Source organism: Borreliella japonica, from assembly GCF_900099615.1.
In the GTDB taxonomy this organism is placed as follows: Bacteria; Spirochaetota; Spirochaetia; order Borreliales; family Borreliaceae; genus Borreliella; species Borreliella japonica.
Genome location: NZ_FMTE01000004.1, coordinates 19,496 through 42,070, shown reverse-complemented (window position 1 = coordinate 42,070; position 22,575 = coordinate 19,496). Strand labels below are relative to the sequence as shown.

The following is a 22,575-nucleotide window of genomic DNA, read 5'->3' as shown; positions in this document are numbered from 1 at the left end:
ATTACATTTTTAAAAAACTCCGTGTAATTATATACACAATTTCTTATAATGTAAACAAACAATAATGCTTTTATTCCTAAAAAGGACAATTGAAATGATATGTTTAATCATGTAAAATTTATCCTATTAGAGAAAAAATGCGGAGGTTGTCTTGAATATTAAAGAAGAAGCTATTGAAACTGAAGGAATTGTAAAAGAATCCCTTCCAAATACCATGTTTAGAGTAGAACTTAAAAACAAGCACATTGTGCTTGCTCATCTATCTGGCAAGATGCGAAAACATTTCATAAAAATAGTCCCTGGTGATAAAGTAAAAGTTGAACTATCTCCTTATGATCTTACAAAAGGTAGAATAGTATACAGGGAAAAATAAAACTAAAACATTTTAAAACATTTTTCAAATACTGAAAAATGTTTATTTTTTAAATCAAATCATCTTTTAAGGATACAATAAAATTCTTGTGAATCCAACCTTGAAGTCCATAACTTGTTTCAATAAGAACAAAATCATCTTTACTATCAAGAATATAAACACTAGCATTTCCTTTTAAAAATCTCCAACTCCTTGAAAAGTTGTCAGGAACTTTATAAAGAGAGACTAAATCACCTTTAATTATTCCTACCTCAGATTGTTGATCAGAATAAAAATAATATGTTTCAAATATGGTAAAACAAACTGCAGAAAAAAGTAAAAAAATAGTTATTTTTTTTAAATTTTTTGCCAAAAATCTATAAGAAATAGATACAACTAAAAAATTCATCAAAAATAAGCTAATAATAAAAAAAATATTAGAAAAGATAAAACTATTATTGCGAATACTGTCTGTAACTCCGTTCTTAGATTCAATCAAATCAATAACCTTATAAGGGACTTCATTATTTGGAGAAGCCAAAAATGCCTTATAGGCTGAATAAATAGCATCAAAATCTCTATCCATTTTACTTAAAACAAGAGCTCTATTTAACCAAAGTCCTGAATAATTTGGATATTTTTTAAGAATATTGTCAATCTTAATAAGTGCAGCATCATAATTTTTAGTATTATAGTTTTCAATCAAATCATTTATATTTTTTTCTGACAATAAACCATCATTTACAGCATTTAAACTAATGCCGGCAGCCAATATTAAAATGATCAGTCCAAAACTCGATGCTGCAAAAAATTTTTTATAGTTAATTAAAATAGCTAAAGATAATAAAAATCCTGGAATCAAAAGTAAATAATAGTATGGAACAAAAAATAAAAAAGTTTTATTTTTGTAATTCAAAATATCAGTGTAAGACAAAAGTTTAAAATCATCATCCAAATTACTTTGTACTTTGTTTATTCCATTAAACTCTCCTAAATATTCGTACTTCAATTTTTTCCCTTTAAGAGTATAAACTGTTCCATTATCAGGATTTAAATAATTAAAATCACCAATATTCAAAAATACACTACCTTTAGTACCAGGCTTAACTGTATAAATTTGAGAAATGCTGCCCTTGTACCCATCCTTAGAAGGCTTAAAATTATAATTTTTCTTTTTATTAAGAATTTTAGAATTATAAGTTTCAATCTCTGGAAAGTAAAAATGTGGAAAATTTCCTTGACCTGTAATTTTTATTAAAATAGTAAACATATCTTGATCAATTGCCGAATAAGTCGGGGTTTCATAATCAATTCTAAAAGTTCCCACTGCTAAAGATTTAACCTCTTTGGGAATCGGTTTAACTTTCAATAAAAGTTCGGGGGTTTCCCTAACAAGACCAGAATCAATATTAAAAGGAAAACTGGGAATCAAAACGTTTTTTGAGCCTTTAAGAGGAGTTAATACAAAGTTATAAAAAGGTACATCTAAAATTTCTTTATTATGAAAAGTTCTATATTTTATATCCCCGAATATAGGCATCTTTTCAATCATTGCATCCTTAATGGCAGGCAAAAATCCAGACATTTCATTAGAATTACCATCTGAAAGCCAATTTGAACGCAAAACAAGCCCAATGCTTTGATATTCATAAACTTCTCTTTTATCAAGATCCCAATATAGATCAACTGGCAAACCAAAAGAATTTATTTCATCAGCTCTTAGCACACTAACTTCAACCTCTGAAGATAAATAGAAATCACCTTTATAAATTACTTTTAATGGGGGAATCTTAATAAATCCTAAACTCTCAAAAAGATATTCAACTTTAATCTCGACAAAAGAAAAGCTATTATTATCAGTTGTTCTAGATATTGATAAAACATTAGAATTAGATTGAACTTCTTTATTTATTTCAACTTTTAGCAAACTTATATCAATATCTTGCAAAGGATTGTTAAGCATTACGACCTGAATAAATTTCTCACCCCTTAAAACTTTAATATTTTTAACAAAATCAATACCCGTAAGCGAATAAAGTTTTGCGATTGAAAAAAAATAAATAAAAAATATTACCAATCTTCTTTTGAAACAACTAAACTCTCGTCTATTTTTCTCAACCATACAACCCTCTCAAGATTTTCGATATATCTTAAAAAATTTTCATTACTTTCAACAAAATTTTTACTTTTTTCTATACTTAAAGAATTTAAACTATCACGCGCTGTTCGTTTTTTTATTATTGCAAGTTCAAGATTATATTTAGCATTATAACTGCCGGGATTAATTTTTAAAGCCTCCTTAAAAGCCATCTCAGCTTTATGATAAAGCCCTTGATTGTAGTATATTATCCCCTCGTTATAATTGACATTAAAATTTAAAAAAATATCATCGGTTTTCTTTGCATAAGAGAATATTCTAAGAGAACTTTCATACTCACCTAAAGAATAGTATACAATTCCAAGATTGTAATATCCCCAAGCAGAATATTTTTTATCCTCCACAAGATTGTAATAATTTGAAATTGCATTTTGATAATTTCCTCTAACATATTCATAATTACCAATAGCCATTAATGACATAGACTTAACATTTGAACAAGACCAAAAACTTAAACACAAAAAACAAGCATATAAAACTACTAAAAAGTTTCGTCCCACTTTATCATCCTGACAAATAAATACATAAAAATAAACAACAACGAAACAACCAAAAAAATTTTATACCTTGATACATCAACAAGTATAATATCATTTGAAGTTCTTCTTATTATACCATTTCTTATATCATCAACAACAAAGTTGATCCCTTTTAAATACAAGTTATAATATGAACCTTTAAGAGAAGAGGCAAGAAGAAGTAAATTTTCTTCATTTATAACATTTTTAACAAGATTCCCATTTTTATCTTTAATACTTAAGTTTTGATCAAATAAAATAGGATTACTTCCTCCAATCCCCACCACAAAACTTTCTAACTTTAAGTTATTTACAAATTTAGAAAACCTATAGTAATTACTCTCTCCCCAATCATCACCATCCGTTAAAATAACTAAAAAATTATAATAAGAATCATCCTCTAAATTAGAGATTACATTAAAAACAGCATCTCCTAAAAAACTCCCAGGAGAGCTAATTAAATCGGGCTTTATGTAATTTAACATCTTGTTTAGACTGTTTTTATCCTTAGAAAAAGGTAAAACCAATATAGACTTGCCTTTAAAAATAGTAAGGGAATATTCTGCATTCTCAAAATTGCTTAAAATTAAACTAATTATATTTTTAGCACTCTCAAGCCTATTAATAATTTTACCTTCATCCACACTTAACATGCTACGAGAAATATCGAAAATAAAAGAAATTCTCAATTTACCTCTGTCATCTTCAACAGCTCTTTGTCCCCAAGAAATATCCGAGATGGATAAAATTAAAAAAATCAAGCTAAAAATAAAAAACATTGTCATGAGAACATTTTTAATGTAATAATTTTGAATATATGAATTGTTTCCATACATAAAACTTAAGGTTTTGAAAAACGGAATATTTCGTTTAAAATCAAGCACGCAAACAAAAAAAATCCACATTAAAATTAAAAAAAAGTATAAAGCACTATAATTATTTATATTCATAGTATCTCTTTTAAGAAAATCTTTGAAAAAATAAAATAAATAAGCAATAAGCAAAACGCTGAAACTAGAAATTCTTTATAAATATCTTTATTGTCCACAGCTATTTTAATTTTTCTCTCCAAATTTTCCTTTTTTGAAAAATCTTGAATTGCAAATTGAAAAGAAAAATCATCATTAACCGAATAAAAAAGCCCCCCTGTTTTATTTGAAATCTCAACAAGCATACTAGGATCATAAACCTCTTTCAGACTTCCTTGATAAAACTTTCCAGATCTCAACTTAAACTCAACATTAAATTCCTCAGAACTTCCAATACCAATAGAATAAATCTTAACATTTAAACCTTGAGCAAGGTTAATCACTTGATCTTTATAAATCTCATCTGAATTAACAACTCCGTCTGTTAAAACCACTATTGATCTTTTAATAGCTTCAGAATACTTTAAATGAGACAATGCAATAGAAATACCCAATCCTAAAGCAGACCCATTGCCAAGATCCATAATATAAATATCATCTAACTTTTTATTAAAAAAATCTCTATCTGTTGTTATAGGCACTACTATTGAAGCATCTCTTGCAAAAGCTACTAAGCCAATATTATCATTTTCACGTTGAGAAATAAAACGTCTAATCAACTCTTTTGAAAACTCGAGTCTATTCTTAGAAGAAAACTCAACAGCGCCCATACTAGGAGATATGTCAAGAACAATAACAATGTCAGCGCCAGCACTAAGATGTATCATTTTCTTTTTTGAAATCGAAGGACCCGCTAAAGCAAACACCATAACCATTGCAGCTAGATATAAAAAAGAATAAGTAAAAAAATACATCAAATTCAATCTATAATCTTTAAGCTTTAAAGAGTTGAAATCACCATAAAGCGATATTGGAAACTTTATCTTGCCCCCTCTATTTTTAAAAAAATGATTAAAATAAATTATTAAAGGAAAAATTACCAATAAAAATAAATATAGGGGCTCATTAAAAGTTAACATTAGCGCCTCTATTAAATTCTTCAAAATTAGATGCTGCAGTTCTTAAATCATCTAAAACAAACGCCAAGCTATCAAATACTAAATCAACACCACTAAATTTACTAAAATCAGAAAGCCTTAACGTATTAATAAAAGTTGAACGAATCTCGTAAGGAACCTTAAGATCTTGCAAAATTATGGAAATTTCTGTTGTGGTAATCGCATTAAAATCGAAACCTGTTTTTTTAGATAAATAAACTCTTAAAGAAGAATTTATTAAATTATAAAATGTACTTTGATTCCCATCCTCTTTAACGTATTTAGACAAAATAACAAACTGTCTTTGCAATACTTTATAAGGTTTTCTAAGTCCATGTCTAACTATCAAGTAAATTAAAAGTCGATTTAAAAGCTTTAAAAGCTTAATAATCAAATAAGGAATCAAAAACAAAATAAGAATAAATAAAAACAAATAAGTACTTGTTCCAGGAATAAATAAAACACCTTCTATATTTTTAATTTTAAAATCAGAATTATTAGATACTAGCTTATCTGTATTAATTTTTATATTCTCTAAAACAACCTTATTTTTCTTACCATTATTAACTACATCCCCAATATAAATAGAAGGAAGAGAGCTGCTTCCAATATAAAAAGAAACAAAATTAACTATTATTTCATTTGTTACTTCATTAAAGCTAATCGAATTCACTTCAACAAATTCATCTTTAATCTCTTCAAAGTCTACAGGAAAAAACTCTTCACCATCATTTAAAACTAATGAAACTTTAAAATCAACAGAATCACCTACATAATAACGAGTTGGCATAAATATTTCATTCTTTATTTCATAAGAATGTAAAAATAAGGTTGAAAAAAGAAAAAGATTTGAAATAATTCTCTTCAAGATCTATTATCCTTTTTTAAGAAGAATTTTAAGTTTTTTAAAAACATCTTCTTTAGTATCAATCTCAATAAAACTAATATTTTTTTTAATACACTCTTTTTTCCACTTTATTTTATCAAGCGTCCAATAGTTTTTATAGCCACTTAATGTCAACTTGCTAAATCCTGAAACTAGAAAATTTTCTCCAGTTTCAATATCTTCGCAAATCAAAGTTCCAATTTTAGGAAAATTTTCATCAAAAAAATCTGAAATTCTTATAGCAACAACGTTATGTCTCTTGCTTAAAACATTTAAAGATTTAAAATAAGCATTTGCCTTAAAATCAGAAATAATTATAACCAAAGATCTTTTTTTATAATATTCTGCAGTATTTTTAAAAATATAAGCTAAGCTGCTACCCGGCTTAAGATTTCTATTGATCGTTTCACTCAATATCAATCCTAAGTGTGAATGACCTTTGCTAGAGGGTATAAACTTGTCTGTTCCACTTGAAAAAAAGGTAACTCCTATTTTATCATTGTTAAAAAATGCCATATGCGCAAAAATAGAAACCAATAAATCTTGAACATCTTTTTTATTTATCTTGTCTCCCAAACTCATGGAAAGTGAATTATCGACAAGAAGATGAAGATTCATTCCCCTATCTTCTTTGAAAATCTTTGAAAAAATGCTATCGGTTTTTGAGCTTACATTCCAATCAATAAATCTAGCATCATCAGAATCCTCATAAGGCCTAAATTCATGAAATTCAAGACCAAGTCCTTTAAAAATTGAACGATAACCACCAAAATTAAGCTCTGAAAGCATTTTCCTTGAAAAGAACTTTAAAGCCTTTATTCTAGTTTTAGTACTATTACTTATCTCGCTATCTTGTATCATTTAAAAATTATTTCCTAAGGAAGCGCTACAGCAGAAAGAAGCATCCTGATAATATCATCGATGCTCATTTCCTCTACCTCTGCCTCGTAAGATGGCGTAATTCTATGCCTTAACACATTACAAGCCACAGCTTTGACATCTTCTGGGAGAACAAATATTCGTCCCTCATAAAGAGCATTAACACGGGCACACTTTAATAAACTAAGAGAAGCTCTAGGAGATGCACCAAATTCAATATATTTGGCAAAAGGATAAGTTTTCTTATCTCTCTCACGAGATGCCGAGATTAAAGTAACAATATAAAGCATTATTTTGTCATCAACTTTTACCCTGCCAACCGTTCTTTTAATATCAGCCAAGGAATAAGCATTCATCACCTTTGCAACTTTAATATTTTCAAGACGTCCATCCACTGAAAATATCTTCAAAAGCTTTACTTCGTCCTGAACTGATGGATAATGGACATTAACTTTTAATAAAAATCTATCAAGTTGAGATTCTGGCAAATTATAAGTCCCTTCTTGTTCTATTGGATTTTGAGTAGCAAGTACAAAAAACGGATCTGGAAGCCTATGGGTTTCGTCTCCAAGAGTTACCTGCCTTTCTCCCATAGCTTCAAGAAGAGCAGACTGAACTTTTGCAGGAGCCCTATTGATTTCATCTGCTAAAATAACATTTGAGAATACTGGACCTTTTCTAACTTTAAAAGTCCCTGTAGCACTTTTATAAACCATATTACCCGTAAGATCGGACGGCAAAAGATCTGGGGTAAACTGTATGCGCTTAAATTCAAGATCAAGAACATCAGATACAGTTTGAATTGCAAGGGTCTTAGCAAGACCTGGAACCCCTTCAAGCAAAACATGCCCCTCTGTTAAAAGTCCCATTAAAATAGCATCAATCATTTCTTTTTGACCAAGAACTCTGCTTGCAACCTCTCTTCTAAACTTATTTATCAAATGCAATGCATTCTCTACTTCTGAATCTATCTGAAAACTACTCTTCATAATGCTCCTAGTCAAAATAACTCTAAAATATAAATTGAACCTAAGCGATAATAATATTATTTGTAAAACAAAACCAAATTTCTGTCTACGCTTAATTTTGAATTTAAAGCCTTTATTTCTATTTTACTAAATAAATCTTTAATTTGATTGACTTCAAGATTAATTCTATCAAATTTACCCTTATATGCCATAATCAACCCTCCATTCTTTAAAAGATTCTTTAAAACTAACGCATATTCATTCATACTTCTAAAAGCTCGAATTGTAATAAATTCATACTTCTTTTTTTCCCTTTCAATCTCATATTCTAAAATTTTTACATTTTCTAAATCAAGTTCTAATTTTATCATTTTCAAAAAAATAGACTTTTTTTTACTTCTTTCTAAAAGATAATACTTTCTAGAAGCGTCAAAAATAGCTAAAATAATACCTGGAAATCCAGCACCACTTCCAACATCAATAATTTCAGAAGGATTAATCTCTTTAATAGTAGGCAAGCCCAAAAGAGAATCTATGACGTGTAAATTAAGAATAGAATTGAAGTTGCTATTACTATTTGAAATTAAATTAAATCTGGTATTTAAAAGCAAAATTCTATTTATATATAAATTTATTTTCTTAAGATCTTTGTAAGTAAACTGAAAATTATGTTCTGACAAAGCAAGCTCAATATCACTTATCATAAAGAAAAATTTAAAACTACCTTATTTTTAGGATTTGAAAAATATATAAACAAAACAGTAATATCCGTATTTCTTATTCCAGGAATTCGACTTGCTTGAGCAAGAGTAGCTGGTTGAACCTTGGAAAATTTCTCTCTAGCTTCTCTTGAAAGGCCTTCAATAATCTCATAATTAAAATCAAATGGAAGCTTGACAAGTTCTAGATTATGAAGCTTTTTAATTAAATCTTTTTGTCTATTAATATAACCTTCATACTTAACATCTAATTCAACTTGCTCTAAAATTATTTTTGAATCACTTAAACTTGGGTCTATCTTTATTAGAGTATTTAAACTAACAGAAGGATCTTTTAAAATATGATAAAAATCCTTACTAACATGCTTTTTTAATTGTTCATCGGCAACATCTTTTAAGCTAAGACGCCTTTGCTTTAAAAGCTCCTTTATCTCTTCAACTCTCTTTTTCTTAAAAAGATATCTTGAATATCTCTCCTCATCAACAAGCCCAAGATCATATCCAATCTTAATCAAACGCTTATCACTAGTGTCATGCCTTAAATTAAGTCTATGCTCAGCCCTAGAAGTAAACATTCTGTAAGGCTCTTTGGTGCCTTTAGTAACAAGATCATCAATAAGAACTCCAATATAAGAACTAGTTCTTGTTAAAATCATTGGCTTTTTATTTTGAAGTCTAAGAGCAGCATTAATCCCAGCCATTAACCCTTGAGCTGCTGCCTCTTCGTATCCTGAAGAGCCATTGGTCTGACCTGCTATAAAAAGTCCTTTAACTCTTTTGCTCTCAAGATTTGGATAGAGTTCAATCGGATTTATATAATCATACTCAACAGCATAACCAGGCCTTGTAATAACAGCATGCTCAAGGCCTTCAATGCTGTTAATCAACTTTTGCTGAATATTTTCAGGCAAAGAAGAGCTAAGACCATTAAGATACATTTCCTCTGTATTAAAACCTTCAGGTTCAATAAAAATTTGATGCCTATCTTTATCTTTAAATTTTACTATTTTATCCTCAATAGAAGGACAATATCTTGGACCATTGCCAACAATCTCACCAGAATAAAGGGGTGACAGGTGCATATTTTTACTAATTATTTCATGAGTCCTTCTATTGGTATAAGTCACATAACATGAAAGCTGAGATTTATCTAACTTGCTATTTGAAAAAGAAAAGGGAATGATATCTGAATCTCCAAATTGAACCTCGGTCTTTGAAAAGTCTACACTTTTTTTATGAATTCTTGCTGGAGTGCCCGTTTTAAGCCTACCCATTTCAAATCCAAGGTCAAGCAAAGTTTTATCAAGCCCATAAGCAGAAAATTCAGCAAGCCTACCCATATTAGCCCTATACTCACCAATAAATATTTTACCTCGAAGAAACGTCCCCGTTGTAAGAACGACAACACTTGCTTTAAACTTATTACCTCTCTCTGTAACAACACCTTCAATTTCATTTCTCATAGAATTAAGAAGAAAGTCAACAACTGTATCTTGAAAAAGATCAAGATTGTCTTGACGCTCTAAAGTTTCTTTAGCCTTGGTTTGGTACATTAATTTATCAGCCTGAGCGCGTGGAGCTTGAACTGCAGGGCCACGACTTTTGTTTAAAACTCTAAACTGAATCATGCTAAAGTCAATAATACGACCCATTTCACCACCAAGAGCATCAATTTCTCTAACCATATTGCCCTTAGCAAGTCCACCAATAGCGGGATTGCAAGAGAGCTTACCGATTGTATCTAAATTTTGAGTAATCATTAAAGTTTTAAAATTCAACCTTGAAAGAGCAAGCGCAGCTTCAATCCCCGCGTGCCCTCCTCCAATAACAATTGCATCAAAACCCATATTTATTTCCCCAAACAAAAATTCTTAAACATATTGTCAAGAACATCTTCACTACTAACTTCTCCGGTTATTTCACCTAAGCAGTTAATAATCTCATAAGCATCAAATGCTAGCATATCATAACTTAGTTGACGATCAATTTTACTCAATAAATCCAAAATCGAATCATAAGCTTTCTCTAAAAGTTGAACCTGACGTCTTGATGATATTATTATATCATCAAATCCAACCTCTACTCTTTCATAAGAAACCAATGTCTTTATTTTGTCATAAAGAATATCTATTCCTTCTAAATTTTTAGTACTAATCATTATTAAATTGGAAGAATTTAATACATTTGAACGAACAAATTCCTCAGTAGATTTATTTATCTTTAAATCTATCTTATTTAAAACGAACAATATTTTACTATTAGATTTGTTTGAATCAATAAATAAAAAGTCATCTCTTGTTAAATTTGAACTAACATCGATCAAATAAATTACTAAAGATGCCTCCTTTATTAAAGAATTGCTTTTCTCGATTCCTAATCTCTCAACAAAATTATCAGCATCTCTAAGACCTGCTGTATCAAAAAGATTAAATAAAATACCATCAAGCTCAAAACTTGCTTCAATATAATCTCTTGTAGTACCGGGATGCGAAGATACGATTGATCTATCTTTTTTGAGAAACAAATTAAATAACGAAGACTTTCCAGCATTAACAGAACCTGCTAAAACTAAAGCAACACCATGATCAATTTTTTCATAAACCTTATAAGAATTAATTAACTTTTTAAGCTCAGCCTTGCTATTTAAAATCAAATCAAAAGGAATGTTAATCTCATGATCATCAACCTCGTAATCAAGATAAACACTAACAGCAGAGAGAAAATTCAAAATATATTTTTTTATTGTATCTATTTTAACAAATAAAGCTCCAGAAAGTTTATTAACTGCAAGAGAATAAGTTTTATTGGTCTTGGCAAAGATAATCTCATTAATTGCTTCTGCCTTTGTAAGATCAATTTTTTTAGCAAGAAATGAACGCAAAGTAAATTCACCAGGCTCAGCCATCCTAAACCCACTTTTTAAAAACAAATCTATAATCTTTTTAATTCCAATCATAGAACCATGAGCTATAACTTCAATGGCATCTTGCCCTGTAAAGCTCTTTGGCGCTCGATACAAACACACAACAACTTCATCTACTTTACAGTTATTATCATTATCTAATATATAACCATAATGAATCGTATTCCCAGATGCTGAATTAAGAGCTAAATGATTTGAAAAGATTTTAGAAAATTTAGAAATAGAAGAATCACCGCTACTACGAATCACACATAAAGCACTACTTAAAAAAGGGGTTGCAAGAGCTACAATATCATCATCTCTTTCAAAAAGCTTACTCATACTCTAACATATTATAACACAACAAAAAGACAAAGTTGATTTGTAAATATATTTATAATGACTTATAATTAATTTTATAAAAATGGAAACAAAACTTGAAATTGAACTAAGAGATGTTTTAAAAAAAGAACTCCTCTTAGTAGAAGAAATATATAGATCATACTTAAAAATAAAAGAGAACGTCGACAATAAAAATGAAATAGGACTTAAAGAGATTGTAAACAAAACAAAAATATCACTTGAAAATTTTAAAGAAATTGAAAGCAGAAGAGACCAAATTTGGAAAAAATTTACCAAAGATAAAAACTTTGGGTCAACTTACGAAGCTGTAGAAAAATTGACTACAATTTACAAAAAAGAAATATACGAATATCTACACAAATTGAAAATTGGAATACTAAATATTAAAAATTTAAACTTCATAATACAAAACTATGTAAACACATCCCTTGACACCTTGGCAATAATATTTCAAGATATCCAAGAAAGTGTGGAAAATGTAACTTACAAAAACCCTTACGGGCCAAAAAATGGATGCTTAAACGAAGCTTCCATTTTAATAAATAAAAAACTTTAAAGGAGTTTGGAGTGGATTCAACATTCTCAGGAATAGAAATTGGCAAAAGAAGTTTATTTGCACATAAAGATGCTATGAATACAGTTGGGCACAATTTATCCAATGCTACAAAGCCTGGATATTCAAGGCAAAGGGTAACAATGAAAACCGAAATTCCTCTTTATGTTCCACAACTAAACAGAGCTAAAAAGCAAGGACAATTGGGTCAGGGAATCATGGTTCAATCTATAGACAGAATAAAAGATGAACTACTCAATACAAGGATCATTGAAGAATCACACCGACTAGGATACTGGACTTCACAAGACAAGTTTATATCAATGTTAGAAGATGTTTATAACGAACCTGAGGATCAATCAATAAGAAAAAGACTAAATGATTTTTGGGAAAGTTGGCACGATCTAGCAAATCAACCACAAGGTTTGGCAGAAAGAAAGATAATTCTAGAAAGGGGTAAATCTTTTTGCGAAGCAATAAGAAGCAGATTTCATTCGCTTGAAAGAATTTACATAATGGCAAACGATGAAATAAAAATTACAACAGATGAGGCAAACAATTACATTAGAAATATTGCAAATCTTAATAAACAAATTTCGAAATCTCAAGCAATGAAAGACAATCCAAATGACTTAATGGATGCAAGAGATTTGATGGTTGAAAAATTGGGCAATTTAATAAGTGTATCAATTGAAAACAAACAGGATCCAAATGAATTTTTAATTCACTCAGAAGGAAGACATCTTGTACAAGGTTCAATTGCCAATGAATTTAAACTAAAAGCTACAAACGGACCTACTAGAACCAAATGGGATATTTTATGGACAAATAATGACAAAGTTTACCTTAAAACAGGTAAGCTGGGATCTTTGCTTGACATAAGGGATGAAGAGATTAAAAATGAAATCAATGAACTAAATAATATAGCTGTCAACATTGTAGAGATTGTTAACGAAATACATGAAGCGGGGCATGGGATGGACAAAAAAAGCGGAAGAAGCTTTTTTTCTCAAGAACTAAAACTAACTGATGATCGCGGTCGATATGACACTAATGGAAATGGCCAATTTGATTCCGTTCATATCTTCAAAATTAATAGCACAAACGAAATATTTCCAGAAGAGAAATTGGGATTTTACGGAACTCTTAAATTTGAAGCTATAAATAGCAACGAGATTATAGAAATACCTTACAATGCTCCAGATACAGTTCAAGATGTAATAAATAGAATAAACAATTCAAATGCACAAATTACAGCAAGAATCAACTCAGAAGGTAAACTTGAAATCAAAGCAATTAAAGAAAATGAAAATGAGAACATAACATTTAGAATTAAACATATAGAGGATTCTGGATTATTTCTAACAAAATATACAGGAATATTAAATGCATCTGGACCTGAGGGAGCTTATGATTACAAAAATATTGACACAACAGACAGATTAACACCCAAGTCCGCTTATTCAATTTCACCTCTAAAAAACCCTGCAGCATGGATAAAAGTTGAAGACATGATAGACTTAGATCCTTCAAAAATAGCAGCAGGAATCAAAAATCCAACAAATGAAATATCTATTGGGGATAACCAAGCAGCACTAAGAATATCCACTTTTGGAAATTCTCAAATTATGATTGGCAAAAACTTAACACTAAACGATTATTTTGCAAATACAGCATCAAATATCGCAATAAAAGGACAAATATCAGAAATCACAAAAGAAAGCCAATCTCAAATATTAAAAGATTTGACAGATCTAAGAATGTCTATTTCTGGAGTAAATAAAGATGAGGAACTTGCAAACATGATCGAATTTCAACAAGCCTTTATTGCGGCAAGTAAATTCATCACTGTTTCTGCTGAACTAATAGACACAATAATAAATAAAATGGGAGTATAAGCATGATAAATAGAGTAAGCCATCCATTAACATATGAAAATTTAAAAACCTCTGCAGCAGAGCAAGAGTCTAAAATTACAAAACTTTTAGAAAACTTATACAAAGGCGGCAAAAGAATTATAAAACTAAGAAACGATCCCACAGGCGTTAATCACGCAATAAGGCTAGATAACAACATATTTAAGCTGAATGTATATATGAAAAATATTGGCACTTCTAAGGGCAACTTACGATATGCAGAAGGATACTTACAATCCCTTACAAATATTTTAACACGGGCTAAAGAAATTGCCATTCAAGGAGCAAGCGGAACTTACGAAGCAGATGACAAAAAAATGATATCAAAAGAAGTAAATGCTTTACTCGAAGATGCTGTTGCAATAGCAAACGCTAAAGGACCTGACGGATACAGTATATTCTCGGGGACCAAAATTGATAGTGAGGCATTTAGAGTGACTAGAGAAAACAAAATAAGCAAAATAAGCAAAGACGGTGAGGGTCCCCAAATAATCAAAGTAGAATACATCGGCAACCAAGCTGAAAAAGAAACAGAAGTATACAATGGGGTGCATATCTCAAATAATTATCCTGGAAATAAAATATTTTTCTCACAAAACCAAAATATTATCTCGTCAACAAACACTAATGGGTTTACTGTAAAAGAAAATACAAAAATTTATATTGACAATGTTGAAATAGGGCTAACAACAGGGGATACTGCTCTTGACATTGTTGCAAAAATAAACGAATCTTCAGCTCCCGTTGAAGCAAGCATTGACCCCATTTTAAACTCATTGTCTATTAAAACTACAACTCCGCACCAAATTTGGATAACAGAAGCAAAAGAATCCAATGTTTTACAAACACTTGGAATACTTACTAAGAACAATGATACTAAACTACCTCCTTACAACCTTTCTAGTAATACAGAAGTTAGAAGCAGATCTATTTTCGATGCACTTATTGAGCTTAGAGACACACTCTACAATAATAAAGAAGAGCTAGTTGGAAGCAGAAGTTTGGCAGAAATTGATGAAAGTTTAAAAAGATTACTTATATCGGTTGCAGATCTTGGAGCAAAAGAAAATAAACTTGATAGAAGCTATGAAAGAATAAGTAAAGAAGCTGCAGACATGAAAGAAGATATGGTCCAATACACCGATCTTGACGTAACAAAGGCAATAACTAATTTAAATATGGCAAGCTTGGCTTATCAAGTATCTTTAGGAATCTCTGCTAAAATAATGCAAACAACTTTGTTAGATTTTATAAAATAGAATGACAAATGATAAAAGCATAGAGTTTGATTTCCTTGAAGGGATACTTGGATTTGAAAACATTAAAAAATTTATAATAAAAGACTCTAAATATAAGCCTTTTTCTATTATGCAATCCATCAATAAAGACGTAAGTTTTTTAGTGACATCTCCTTTTAATTTTCTAAGCGAATACTTACCAAATATCCAGGAAAAAGATTGGTCAGACATTAAAGTAAAAACAGAAGATGAAAAAGTCATTCTATGTATAATTAATATGCATGTTAATGATTATAAGGACATTACGGCTAACCTAAAAGCACCAATCATAATAAACAAAAAAAAATTACTCGGAAAACAAGCTATATGCACAAATGAAAAATACTCACTACACCATAAAGTTTTCAAGGAATAAAGATGCTAGTATTGTCAAGAAAAGTAAATGAAAGTATTAAAATAAACTCTAATATTGAAGTTTTAATATTAGAGATAAAAAAGGATACCGTTAAAATAGCAATTAAGGCTCCTGAAAACATTAAAATATTTAGATCTGAAATTTATGAGTTTATTATAGAAGAAAATAAAAAATCAATATTAAAAGACAAACACAATATAGGCAAAATTAAAAATCTATTTAATCATTATTTTAAGAACGAAAATTAACCTCTGCATCACTTTGCCTTATGTAAAGAGGTCCAGATAAAATATCATCACTTTTGCGATTTTTTAAATATTTAGCTATCCCAAGTTCTGTTAAAACTTTTCCAAACGAGCTTAAATTTTCAATGATTTTAAATTTACAATTAAATTCACTGCAAACATTCTCAAGATTGTTTCCAATAAGCACTGAATTTGGGTCAATCTGATTTAGATATTCAAGCAAATCTTCCTTAGAAAAACACAAAACCTTCCCTATCAATTTGCAATTTTTATAATGTCCAAGAAAATATTTGCCAGCAGTAAAAGTTAATACAATTACACTGGAATTGTTTTTAACTAAATTTGCAAAAACATCAAATGTAGAAATATTGACAAAAGGGATAGAAAGACCCAAAGCAAGACCTTTAACAAAACTTAAACTAATTCTAAGGCCGGTAAAAGAACCGGGTCCGCAAGAATTTACAATTAATTTAATTTGATTAAGATCAATGTTATTTTTAATAATAAAATCATTGAAAATTTTTGCAATACTAAAATTAAAATTTGATTTAAATTCAACTAATGAAAAATTCTTATTATTAATTCTACAATAAACTATTAATGCTTTATATGAATACTCAAATGCAAGTGCATTAATCATTAAATTCTACAACCCTGCCTGAACCGGCTATTTTGAAAGCTAAAGAAAATAATCTGCCTTTTGGAACAATACTCAAAACAATTTGGGGCCATTCAATAGCAATAATTGAGTCAAGATCCACAAGCATTTCCAATCCCCCAATAAGTTCAAATTCTTCCAAAGAAAACACCCGATATAAATCAATATGATAAAGCTTAAAATCTATAAAATCATAAACATTAACAATGTTGTAAGTTGGACTTGAAAAATAAGAAATTCCAAGATTTAAGGCAAGTCCTTTCAAAAAACTAGTTTTTCCAGATCCCATATCACCGCTTAAAGCAAATATCTTACCAATTGGCAAAGGATGAAAAAAAGATTTGGAAAAATTTATCATTTCTTTTTCTGATTTGAATTCTAAAATCAAGGAAGCTTACCTTTAAACTCCAAATCAATTACACGTCTTTTAATGGCAACCATTAACTTTAAAACGGGATAATTCAAAAGATCTACAAAATCAATAGTGATATGCTTTTCTCCTAAAGGCGTAGCCTCAATTACAAACTTTACTTTTTTAATTTCCAAGGTGTCATTATACTTATAAATAGCATCAGCAAAATATACATTTCTATAGTAAATAAAGCTCTCTTGTTTTTCAATATTATTAAGAGAAATAAGCTGCACAATAATAATCCTTAAAATAAATTAAACTCCCAAAAAGCCAACATAAGAATACTTTTATTTAGCGCTATTTTTCAAGGCGGAATTTTTATTCTTAACCTCTGAATTGCTTTTAGCTATCATTGACTAAAAACCTTCAAATTCCTAAATTTAATGAGATGTCGCAAAAAAATAACTCTAATTCTTAAAATTAAACCTCCCAGGAGTTTTGATTTTTCATTTTCTTATTTCTAAAACAATCTTTTTAAAAGCTTCATCGTCTTCAATTGCCAAATTAGACAAAATTTTTCTATTAATTTTTATATTAGACTTCAATAAACCCTCAATAAATCTTGAATAACTAACTCCAGTATCAGTCAAAGCAGCCGAAATTCTTGAAATCCATAAGCGCCTAAAGTCTCTTTTTCTGGCCTTTCTATCTCTTGTGGCATACATCATACCCTTTCTCAAGGTATCTTTAGCTTTTTTATAGTTACTCTTTTTAGTACCCCAAAACCCTTTTGTCTTTTTTAAAATTCGCTTACGCCTTGCAACGTGAACTGTGCCATTTTTAGCCCTAGCCATATTTATCTCCTAAAATTATTTTAACCATAAGGTAATAAAGTTTTAATTCTTTTAACTTCAAAACAAGAAAGATTTCCCAATTTCCTTAAATTTCTCTTACGCTTAGAAGATTTTTTTGTCAAAATATGCCTTAAATTTTGTTTTTTATACTTAACTTTACCATTTACAGTAAAAGAATACCTTTTTTTTGCACTTTTGCGTGTTTTCATTTTACTTGCCATTTTATCCCCTTTAATTTAATACTTATTTAATTTAATACTTATTTTTTGAACTTAGGAGCTACAATCAAAAACATTGTCTTGCCTTCCATTTTAGCCGCAGATTCCAAAACATAATTCACATCCCCTACTTTTTCAAGAATACTATCTAAAATACCATATCCTAAATATGTATGAGCAAGCTCACGACCTCTAAATCTTATTGTAACTTTAACCTTATTGCCATCTTTGAGAAAACTTAAAATGTTTTTTGATTTAAAATCAAGATCATGGGCATCTATCTTGGGTTGCATTCTGACTTCCTTAAGCTTAATTACCTTTTGATTCTTTTTTTGCTCTTTTTGACGCTTTTCTTGATGGAATTTATACTTCCCATAATCAATAATCTTACAAACCGGGGGAGACACATTAGGAGAAACCTCAACCAAATCAAGTCCAGCTTCTTTTGCCTTTTTAATAGCATCTTCAATCGATAAAACCTCTTGTGTTCCATCTTCAAAAATAACTCTTACCTCATGAGCCTTAATTCTGTAATTAATTTTCAATTCCTTGTCATTTGATCTGGATCTATCCCTATCTCTATTGGCATTTCTATTTATCATCTAAAAAATATATACTCCTAAAGCAATTAATAATCAACATTGATACTTAATTTTAATATACATTAACTAAAAAGTAAATTCTAAGAATAATGTTTGCCAAAAGTAATAAAATCAACAACATTAATAAAAAATAAATATACAAATCACACGGATTTTTAGCCAATCAATCTATCCAAATAGATTGATTTAAAAAACGTTTAAAAGTAGAATTGTACTTGTAATGAGTTTGTTTTTATTAACGAGTCTACCATTAATATTAAAAATATATATAAATACTCAGTTAAGACAAAATAAAACAAAAAATACCCAAGCCCATAGCTTAGCAATATTTTTTGCAATAACAATCTTTTCTTTTCTTTATTTGACTCAAGAATTTATTTTATACAGATCATTTGAATTAAATTACACATCACCAATAAGTCTAGGAATTTCAATATTTATCAAAGAACATTTATACTACTATATATTCCCACTAGTAATATTTATATTTTTTTTCACTTTAAATGAAAATTCTTCATTTAAAAAAAATTTAACAATTCTGATATATTTCGCATTTGGACTAATTTTTTCTAAAAATCTAGAAATAATAATCCTAAATAGCAAAATTTTTGGACTCTATGAATATATTCAATTGCCAATACTTAATGCAATAGAGTTGATATTTTCAGCAATAATATTTGAAAAGAAAATTAAAAAATGCCAAAAATACTCGGTAAAAGAATACAAAATTATTCTTTTACCTATTCTATTTTTAGAATTATTTACTGCAACCTTAAAAACATTAATTCTAACCAATATGGGCATTTATGCGTTAATAATATTTTCATTAATTTTAATAATTATAGCAATTAATAATAAGTATATTGGGAAATAAAATAAAATGTCTAACCCTAAAATACTTGCTATAATAGCTCTTTTAGCAGTTTTAACACAAGGATGCGAAAAATCTTCCATTATTGAAAAACAATTTGATTATGCAATAATTTTCTCGGATGTAACTGAATATTTTTTTGAAATTCAAAAAACCCCATTTATAAAAAACAAAATACTGTTTATAAATGACAAAAACTTAGAAATTGCAAAAGACAAGCTTAAAACAACAAAAAAAATACTATTAACCCATAAATCAAATAACGAAATCCTAAATAGCGAAATCCTAAAAGAAAAAATTTTTCATCTACCAAAAATAAAATTTTCTCTAGCAAAGTCTATTGATTTTCTGCTTAACGGAAAATCAATAGACTTTCAAAAAGCATTACTGTTTAGAGACAACTCTTTAAATAACGAAGACCTTGAATACTTGGAAAAAAAAGGTAAAGAAAAAAATGTTATTATTACCCTAATAAACGAAAAAAACATATCCTACATGCAAACATTTATTACTCCTAAAATAACAACAATAGTATTGTTGTCTTTAAGAGATAACAATACTATTTTAAAAAGAATATCAAATTCACCTTTTTTCAAAAATATAAGATTTGTATTAATTGGCAATACAAGAAAAGATTTAAAAATTATTAAGCTAAAATATGTAATTACTCTTAAAGAAAATGATTTGATGAAAATAGTAAAAGACGTTGAAAACAATTTTCAATATGAATTTAACATTTATAAACAATAAAAATGATTAAATTTGCAACTAATAATAAAACATGCAAACAAATAGTTACAAATAAGCAATTAATGCAACAATAAAAGATCTTTAAAGCTATTGTATACAGCAATAGCAACATCATTAACAGAGCAATTTTTAATCCTTGCAATCTCTAGACATACATATCCTAAAAACAAAGGCGAATTTATTTTACCTCTTAACGGCACTGGAGCTAAAAAAGGACTGTCCGTTTCTATTAAAAGATCGTTGGTATTTAATTTGCCAACAACAGTTCTTAAAGGTTCTGCATTTTTAAAAGTTATATTACCTGAAAAAGAAACTTTAAATCCTAAATCAATAAATTTTTTAGCATACTCATAAGTTCCTGAATAACAATGTAATATGCCCCTATTTAAAAAATTTAAAGACTTTACAATACTATAGACATCATCATAGGCATCTCTTATATGTAAAATAACTGGCTTTTTATATCTACTAGCCAAATACAATTGCTCTTCAAAAACTTTAATTTGAAATTTCTTATTATTTGCCTTAAAATAATCAAGGCCTATCTCACCAACAGCAACAACATTTTCACTAATCAAAATTTTTTCAAGCTGTTTAACATCATCTTTAAAATTATCATCTAAATTTAAAGGATGAATACCTGCTGTTAAAAACACATTAGAATATGGACTTAAAAGACTTTTTCTACTATTAAAATCGCTAGGATGCAAGCCAATGTCAAGAAAATAAGAAAATCCATTTTTAAAACATTCGCTAATAATATAATTGACATCCAAAGATCTCTTCTTTAATTCATAAAAATGAACATGGGTATCTATTAACTTATCAAAAAAGATAGATTTTTCCGTTTCAAGTAAGAAGTTCATCATTCCATTTTTTTCCTAAGAGCTGTAAGGTAGTCAATAACAACAATATTTTTCATACCAAGATGTAAAAAGCTTGATAAAATATCAACAGCGTTTCCAATCTGTCCCAATGCCTCATAGCATTCAGCAGCACTGACATATAATGCTGAATTTTTGGGATTGTTTTTAATTAAACTTTTAATAGCTACTAATGCTTCTTCATATTTGCCTTGTTCCTTTTGAAGAAGAGCAAGTCCAAGTATAGCAAACATATCAAAATCAACATCTAGGGCCTTTTTATAATAAATTTGAGAATTTTCATAATCATTCAAATAACGATAAGCATCTCCTACCCTTGTAAGAACCAAATTATTTTTTGGATCTTTTTCGATAATATCAAGCCAATATTTTAAAGCTTCTTTATATTCCTTATTTCCCCTATAACAATCAGCAAGTCCAAAAACAGCATAAAAATTGCTAGGTGAAATTTCTAAAGCTTTTTTAAAAAAATAAATTCCTCTAGTAAATTCCCTTAGCTTACGATAACAATTGCCAATTGAAGTTAACACCCTAACATCAATCTTAGATTGATTTAATTCATACATTTTAAGCCAATACTTTAAAGCCTCTTTATATTCTTTAAAGTCGTAATACAAATGACCAATTCCTACAAGCGCGTAATCATTCTCAGGCATTAATTCCATTACCTTAAGATATGTTTGCTTAGATTTTTGAAAATTTTTTAGCTTCCTGTAAGATGAAGCAACTCTTGTTAAAACCGTTATATTTTCAGGATCATATTTCAAATACTCTTCCCATATGTCTGTAGCTTTTTTATAATTATCCAAATTTCTGTAACAGTCTCCAAGTCCGAAAAGAGCATAATTATTGTTTGGATGTTTTACAAGACATCTTTGATAACAAACTATTGCTTTATCGTAATTACTCTTCTTCCTTTCAATGTCTCCAAGTCCAACAAGAGCATAATTATTCTCATTATCCTTTTCAAGGATATCAGAAAACAAACTTTCTGCCTCAGAAAGTCTTTCTTCTTTAATCAACTGATACCCTCTTTTTGATTTCTCAGTGACATCAAGAAGTTGATCATCAGAAATATTTGAGAGATCCCCTAAAGCATCCAAAATTTTTTCATTTAACATAAATACCCCTTTTAAATCGGTTTATCAAAGATATAACTTTAACTACCTTGAACAACACCACAAATAATAATACGCAAAGCTCAATTTATATACAAATACAACAAAATCCAATCTAACTTTAATATCCAACTTAATAACATTCATTATATAAAAAAACATAAAAAAATATAATTGATTTTTTTGATCA

General features: G+C 28.9%; 26 protein-coding genes. 8 read left to right on the top strand and 18 right to left on the bottom strand.

Annotated elements, in window-relative coordinates; translation table 11 throughout:
* Positions 1 to 151 precede the first annotated feature (151 nt).
* Entirely contained in the window at positions 152 to 373 is a 222-nt protein-coding gene (infA, locus tag BLO14_RS03465; RefSeq protein WP_002556767.1) for a translation initiation factor IF-1, read from the top strand.
* Between the two features lie 49 nt (positions 374 to 422).
* Here the strand turns inward: infA and BLO14_RS03460 are convergent, their stop codons facing one another.
* The 10 genes from BLO14_RS03460 to mnmE are packed head-to-tail and all read right to left on the bottom strand — an operon-like array spanning position 423 to position 11,690.
* On the bottom strand, positions 423 to 2,429 hold the full coding sequence (locus BLO14_RS03460) for an SH3 domain-containing protein (protein WP_091973285.1): 2,007 nt from the start codon (positions 2,427 to 2,429) through the stop codon (positions 423 to 425).
* Complete coding sequence (locus tag BLO14_RS03455) at positions 2,423 to 3,010, bottom strand: tetratricopeptide repeat protein (RefSeq protein WP_091972886.1); 588 nt, start codon at positions 3,008 to 3,010, stop codon at positions 2,423 to 2,425. Before BLO14_RS03455 ends, BLO14_RS03460 begins: the two co-directional genes overlap by 7 nt.
* Entirely contained in the window at positions 2,992 to 3,978 is a 987-nt protein-coding gene (locus BLO14_RS03450) for a VWA domain-containing protein (protein ID WP_200780492.1), read from the bottom strand. Before BLO14_RS03450 ends, BLO14_RS03455 begins: the two co-directional genes overlap by 19 nt.
* A complete protein-coding gene (locus BLO14_RS03445) occupies positions 3,975 to 4,976 on the bottom strand; it encodes a vWA domain-containing protein (RefSeq protein ID WP_091972880.1) in 1,002 nt (333 codons plus the stop codon). Before BLO14_RS03445 ends, BLO14_RS03450 begins: the two co-directional genes overlap by 4 nt.
* Positions 4,963 to 5,862, bottom strand: coding sequence for a hypothetical protein (locus BLO14_RS03440; RefSeq protein ID WP_091972877.1), 900 nt, complete (start codon positions 5,860 to 5,862; stop codon positions 4,963 to 4,965). The genes BLO14_RS03445 and BLO14_RS03440 overlap by 14 nt, the downstream gene beginning before the upstream one ends.
* 6 nt (positions 5,863 to 5,868) lie before the next feature.
* Complete coding sequence (locus BLO14_RS03435; RefSeq protein WP_091972874.1) at positions 5,869 to 6,741, bottom strand: DUF58 domain-containing protein; 873 nt, start codon at positions 6,739 to 6,741, stop codon at positions 5,869 to 5,871.
* 14 nt (positions 6,742 to 6,755) lie between these two features.
* Positions 6,756 to 7,748 carry an AAA family ATPase gene (locus BLO14_RS03430; RefSeq protein ID WP_091972871.1) on the bottom strand — a complete coding sequence of 331 codons (993 nt, stop codon included), beginning with the start codon at positions 7,746 to 7,748 and terminating at the stop codon, positions 6,756 to 6,758.
* 56 nt (positions 7,749 to 7,804) lie between these two features.
* Entirely contained in the window at positions 7,805 to 8,431 is a 627-nt protein-coding gene (gene rsmG, locus BLO14_RS03425; protein ID WP_091972868.1) for a 16S rRNA (guanine(527)-N(7))-methyltransferase RsmG, read from the bottom strand.
* Positions 8,428 to 10,293: a tRNA uridine-5-carboxymethylaminomethyl(34) synthesis enzyme MnmG gene (gene mnmG, locus BLO14_RS03420; RefSeq protein ID WP_091972865.1), complete on the bottom strand. Its 1,866-nt coding sequence runs from the start codon at positions 10,291 to 10,293 to the stop codon at positions 8,428 to 8,430. Before mnmG ends, rsmG begins: the two co-directional genes overlap by 4 nt.
* 2 nt (positions 10,294 to 10,295) lie before the next feature.
* Positions 10,296 to 11,690 (bottom strand): tRNA uridine-5-carboxymethylaminomethyl(34) synthesis GTPase MnmE, encoded by a 1,395-nt coding sequence (mnmE, locus tag BLO14_RS03415; RefSeq protein WP_091972862.1) that lies wholly within the window; start codon positions 11,688 to 11,690, stop codon positions 10,296 to 10,298.
* Between the two features lie 82 nt (positions 11,691 to 11,772).
* On the opposite strand from mnmE, the gene BLO14_RS03410 reads away from it, so the two are divergent.
* From BLO14_RS03410 to csrA, 5 genes are read left to right on the top strand one after another with little or no spacing between them, the layout of a single operon-like run.
* Positions 11,773 to 12,267: a flagellar protein FlbF gene (locus tag BLO14_RS03410; RefSeq protein WP_091972860.1), complete on the top strand. Its 495-nt coding sequence runs from the start codon at positions 11,773 to 11,775 to the stop codon at positions 12,265 to 12,267.
* Positions 12,268 to 12,278: 11 nt separating this feature from the next.
* Positions 12,279 to 14,162, top strand: a complete 1,884-nt coding sequence (gene flgK / locus BLO14_RS03405) for a flagellar hook-associated protein FlgK (RefSeq protein ID WP_091972857.1) — start codon at positions 12,279 to 12,281, stop codon at positions 14,160 to 14,162.
* A gap of 2 nt (positions 14,163 to 14,164) precedes the next feature.
* Complete coding sequence (locus BLO14_RS03400) at positions 14,165 to 15,439, top strand: flagellar hook-associated protein 3 (protein ID WP_091972853.1); 1,275 nt, start codon at positions 14,165 to 14,167, stop codon at positions 15,437 to 15,439.
* Between the two features lies 1 nt (position 15,440).
* Positions 15,441 to 15,833 carry a flagellar assembly protein FliW gene (fliW, locus tag BLO14_RS03395; protein ID WP_091972850.1) on the top strand — a complete coding sequence of 131 codons (393 nt, stop codon included), beginning with the start codon at positions 15,441 to 15,443 and terminating at the stop codon, positions 15,831 to 15,833.
* A gap of 2 nt (positions 15,834 to 15,835) precedes the next feature.
* Positions 15,836 to 16,081 carry a carbon storage regulator CsrA gene (csrA, locus tag BLO14_RS03390; RefSeq protein WP_091972847.1) on the top strand — a complete coding sequence of 82 codons (246 nt, stop codon included), beginning with the start codon at positions 15,836 to 15,838 and terminating at the stop codon, positions 16,079 to 16,081.
* On the opposite strand, the gene tsaB is transcribed toward csrA, so the two are convergent.
* The 6 genes from tsaB to infC all read right to left on the bottom strand — a co-directional run bounded on the left by tsaB (position 16,065) and on the right by infC (position 18,762).
* Positions 16,065 to 16,718: a tRNA (adenosine(37)-N6)-threonylcarbamoyltransferase complex dimerization subunit type 1 TsaB gene (gene tsaB, locus BLO14_RS03385; protein ID WP_091972844.1), complete on the bottom strand. Its 654-nt coding sequence runs from the start codon at positions 16,716 to 16,718 to the stop codon at positions 16,065 to 16,067. The genes csrA and tsaB overlap by 17 nt on opposite strands.
* Positions 16,711 to 17,124 (bottom strand): tRNA (adenosine(37)-N6)-threonylcarbamoyltransferase complex ATPase subunit type 1 TsaE, encoded by a 414-nt coding sequence (tsaE, locus tag BLO14_RS03380; RefSeq protein WP_091972841.1) that lies wholly within the window; start codon positions 17,122 to 17,124, stop codon positions 16,711 to 16,713. The genes tsaB and tsaE overlap by 8 nt, the downstream gene beginning before the upstream one ends.
* The gene (locus tag BLO14_RS03375; protein WP_091972838.1) at positions 17,121 to 17,381 is read right to left on the bottom strand and encodes a hypothetical protein; all 261 of its coding nucleotides are present in this window, start codon (positions 17,379 to 17,381) and stop codon (positions 17,121 to 17,123) included. Before BLO14_RS03375 ends, tsaE begins: the two co-directional genes overlap by 4 nt.
* Positions 17,382 to 17,594: 213 nt before the next feature.
* Positions 17,595 to 17,942 carry a 50S ribosomal protein L20 gene (gene rplT / locus BLO14_RS03370; protein ID WP_091972835.1) on the bottom strand — a complete coding sequence of 116 codons (348 nt, stop codon included), beginning with the start codon at positions 17,940 to 17,942 and terminating at the stop codon, positions 17,595 to 17,597.
* Positions 17,943 to 17,962: 20 nt separating this feature from the next.
* Positions 17,963 to 18,163 carry a 50S ribosomal protein L35 gene (rpmI, locus tag BLO14_RS03365; protein WP_091972833.1) on the bottom strand — a complete coding sequence of 67 codons (201 nt, stop codon included), beginning with the start codon at positions 18,161 to 18,163 and terminating at the stop codon, positions 17,963 to 17,965.
* A 38-nt stretch (positions 18,164 to 18,201) separates the two neighbouring features.
* On the bottom strand, positions 18,202 to 18,762 hold the full coding sequence (gene infC, locus BLO14_RS03360; RefSeq protein ID WP_091972830.1) for a translation initiation factor IF-3: 561 nt from the start codon (positions 18,760 to 18,762) through the stop codon (positions 18,202 to 18,204).
* Positions 18,763 to 18,982: 220 nt separating this feature from the next.
* Between infC and BLO14_RS03355 the strand changes: the two genes are divergently transcribed.
* Together BLO14_RS03355 and BLO14_RS03350 are read left to right on the top strand one after the other, a co-directional pair.
* A complete protein-coding gene (locus BLO14_RS03355; RefSeq protein ID WP_200780490.1) occupies positions 18,983 to 19,636 on the top strand; it encodes a hypothetical protein in 654 nt (217 codons plus the stop codon).
* A gap of 6 nt (positions 19,637 to 19,642) precedes the next feature.
* On the top strand, positions 19,643 to 20,383 hold the full coding sequence (locus BLO14_RS03350; protein ID WP_091972827.1) for a hypothetical protein: 741 nt from the start codon (positions 19,643 to 19,645) through the stop codon (positions 20,381 to 20,383).
* Positions 20,384 to 20,442: 59 nt separating this feature from the next.
* On the opposite strand, the gene BLO14_RS03345 is transcribed toward BLO14_RS03350, so the two are convergent.
* Together BLO14_RS03345 and BLO14_RS03340 are read right to left on the bottom strand one after the other, a co-directional pair.
* Positions 20,443 to 21,252, bottom strand: coding sequence for a TatD family hydrolase (locus BLO14_RS03345; RefSeq protein WP_091972823.1), 810 nt, complete (start codon positions 21,250 to 21,252; stop codon positions 20,443 to 20,445).
* Positions 21,249 to 22,388, bottom strand: a complete 1,140-nt coding sequence (locus tag BLO14_RS03340; RefSeq protein WP_091972820.1) for a tetratricopeptide repeat protein — start codon at positions 22,386 to 22,388, stop codon at positions 21,249 to 21,251. Before BLO14_RS03340 ends, BLO14_RS03345 begins: the two co-directional genes overlap by 4 nt.
* Between the last annotated feature and the right edge of the window lie 187 nt (positions 22,389 to 22,575).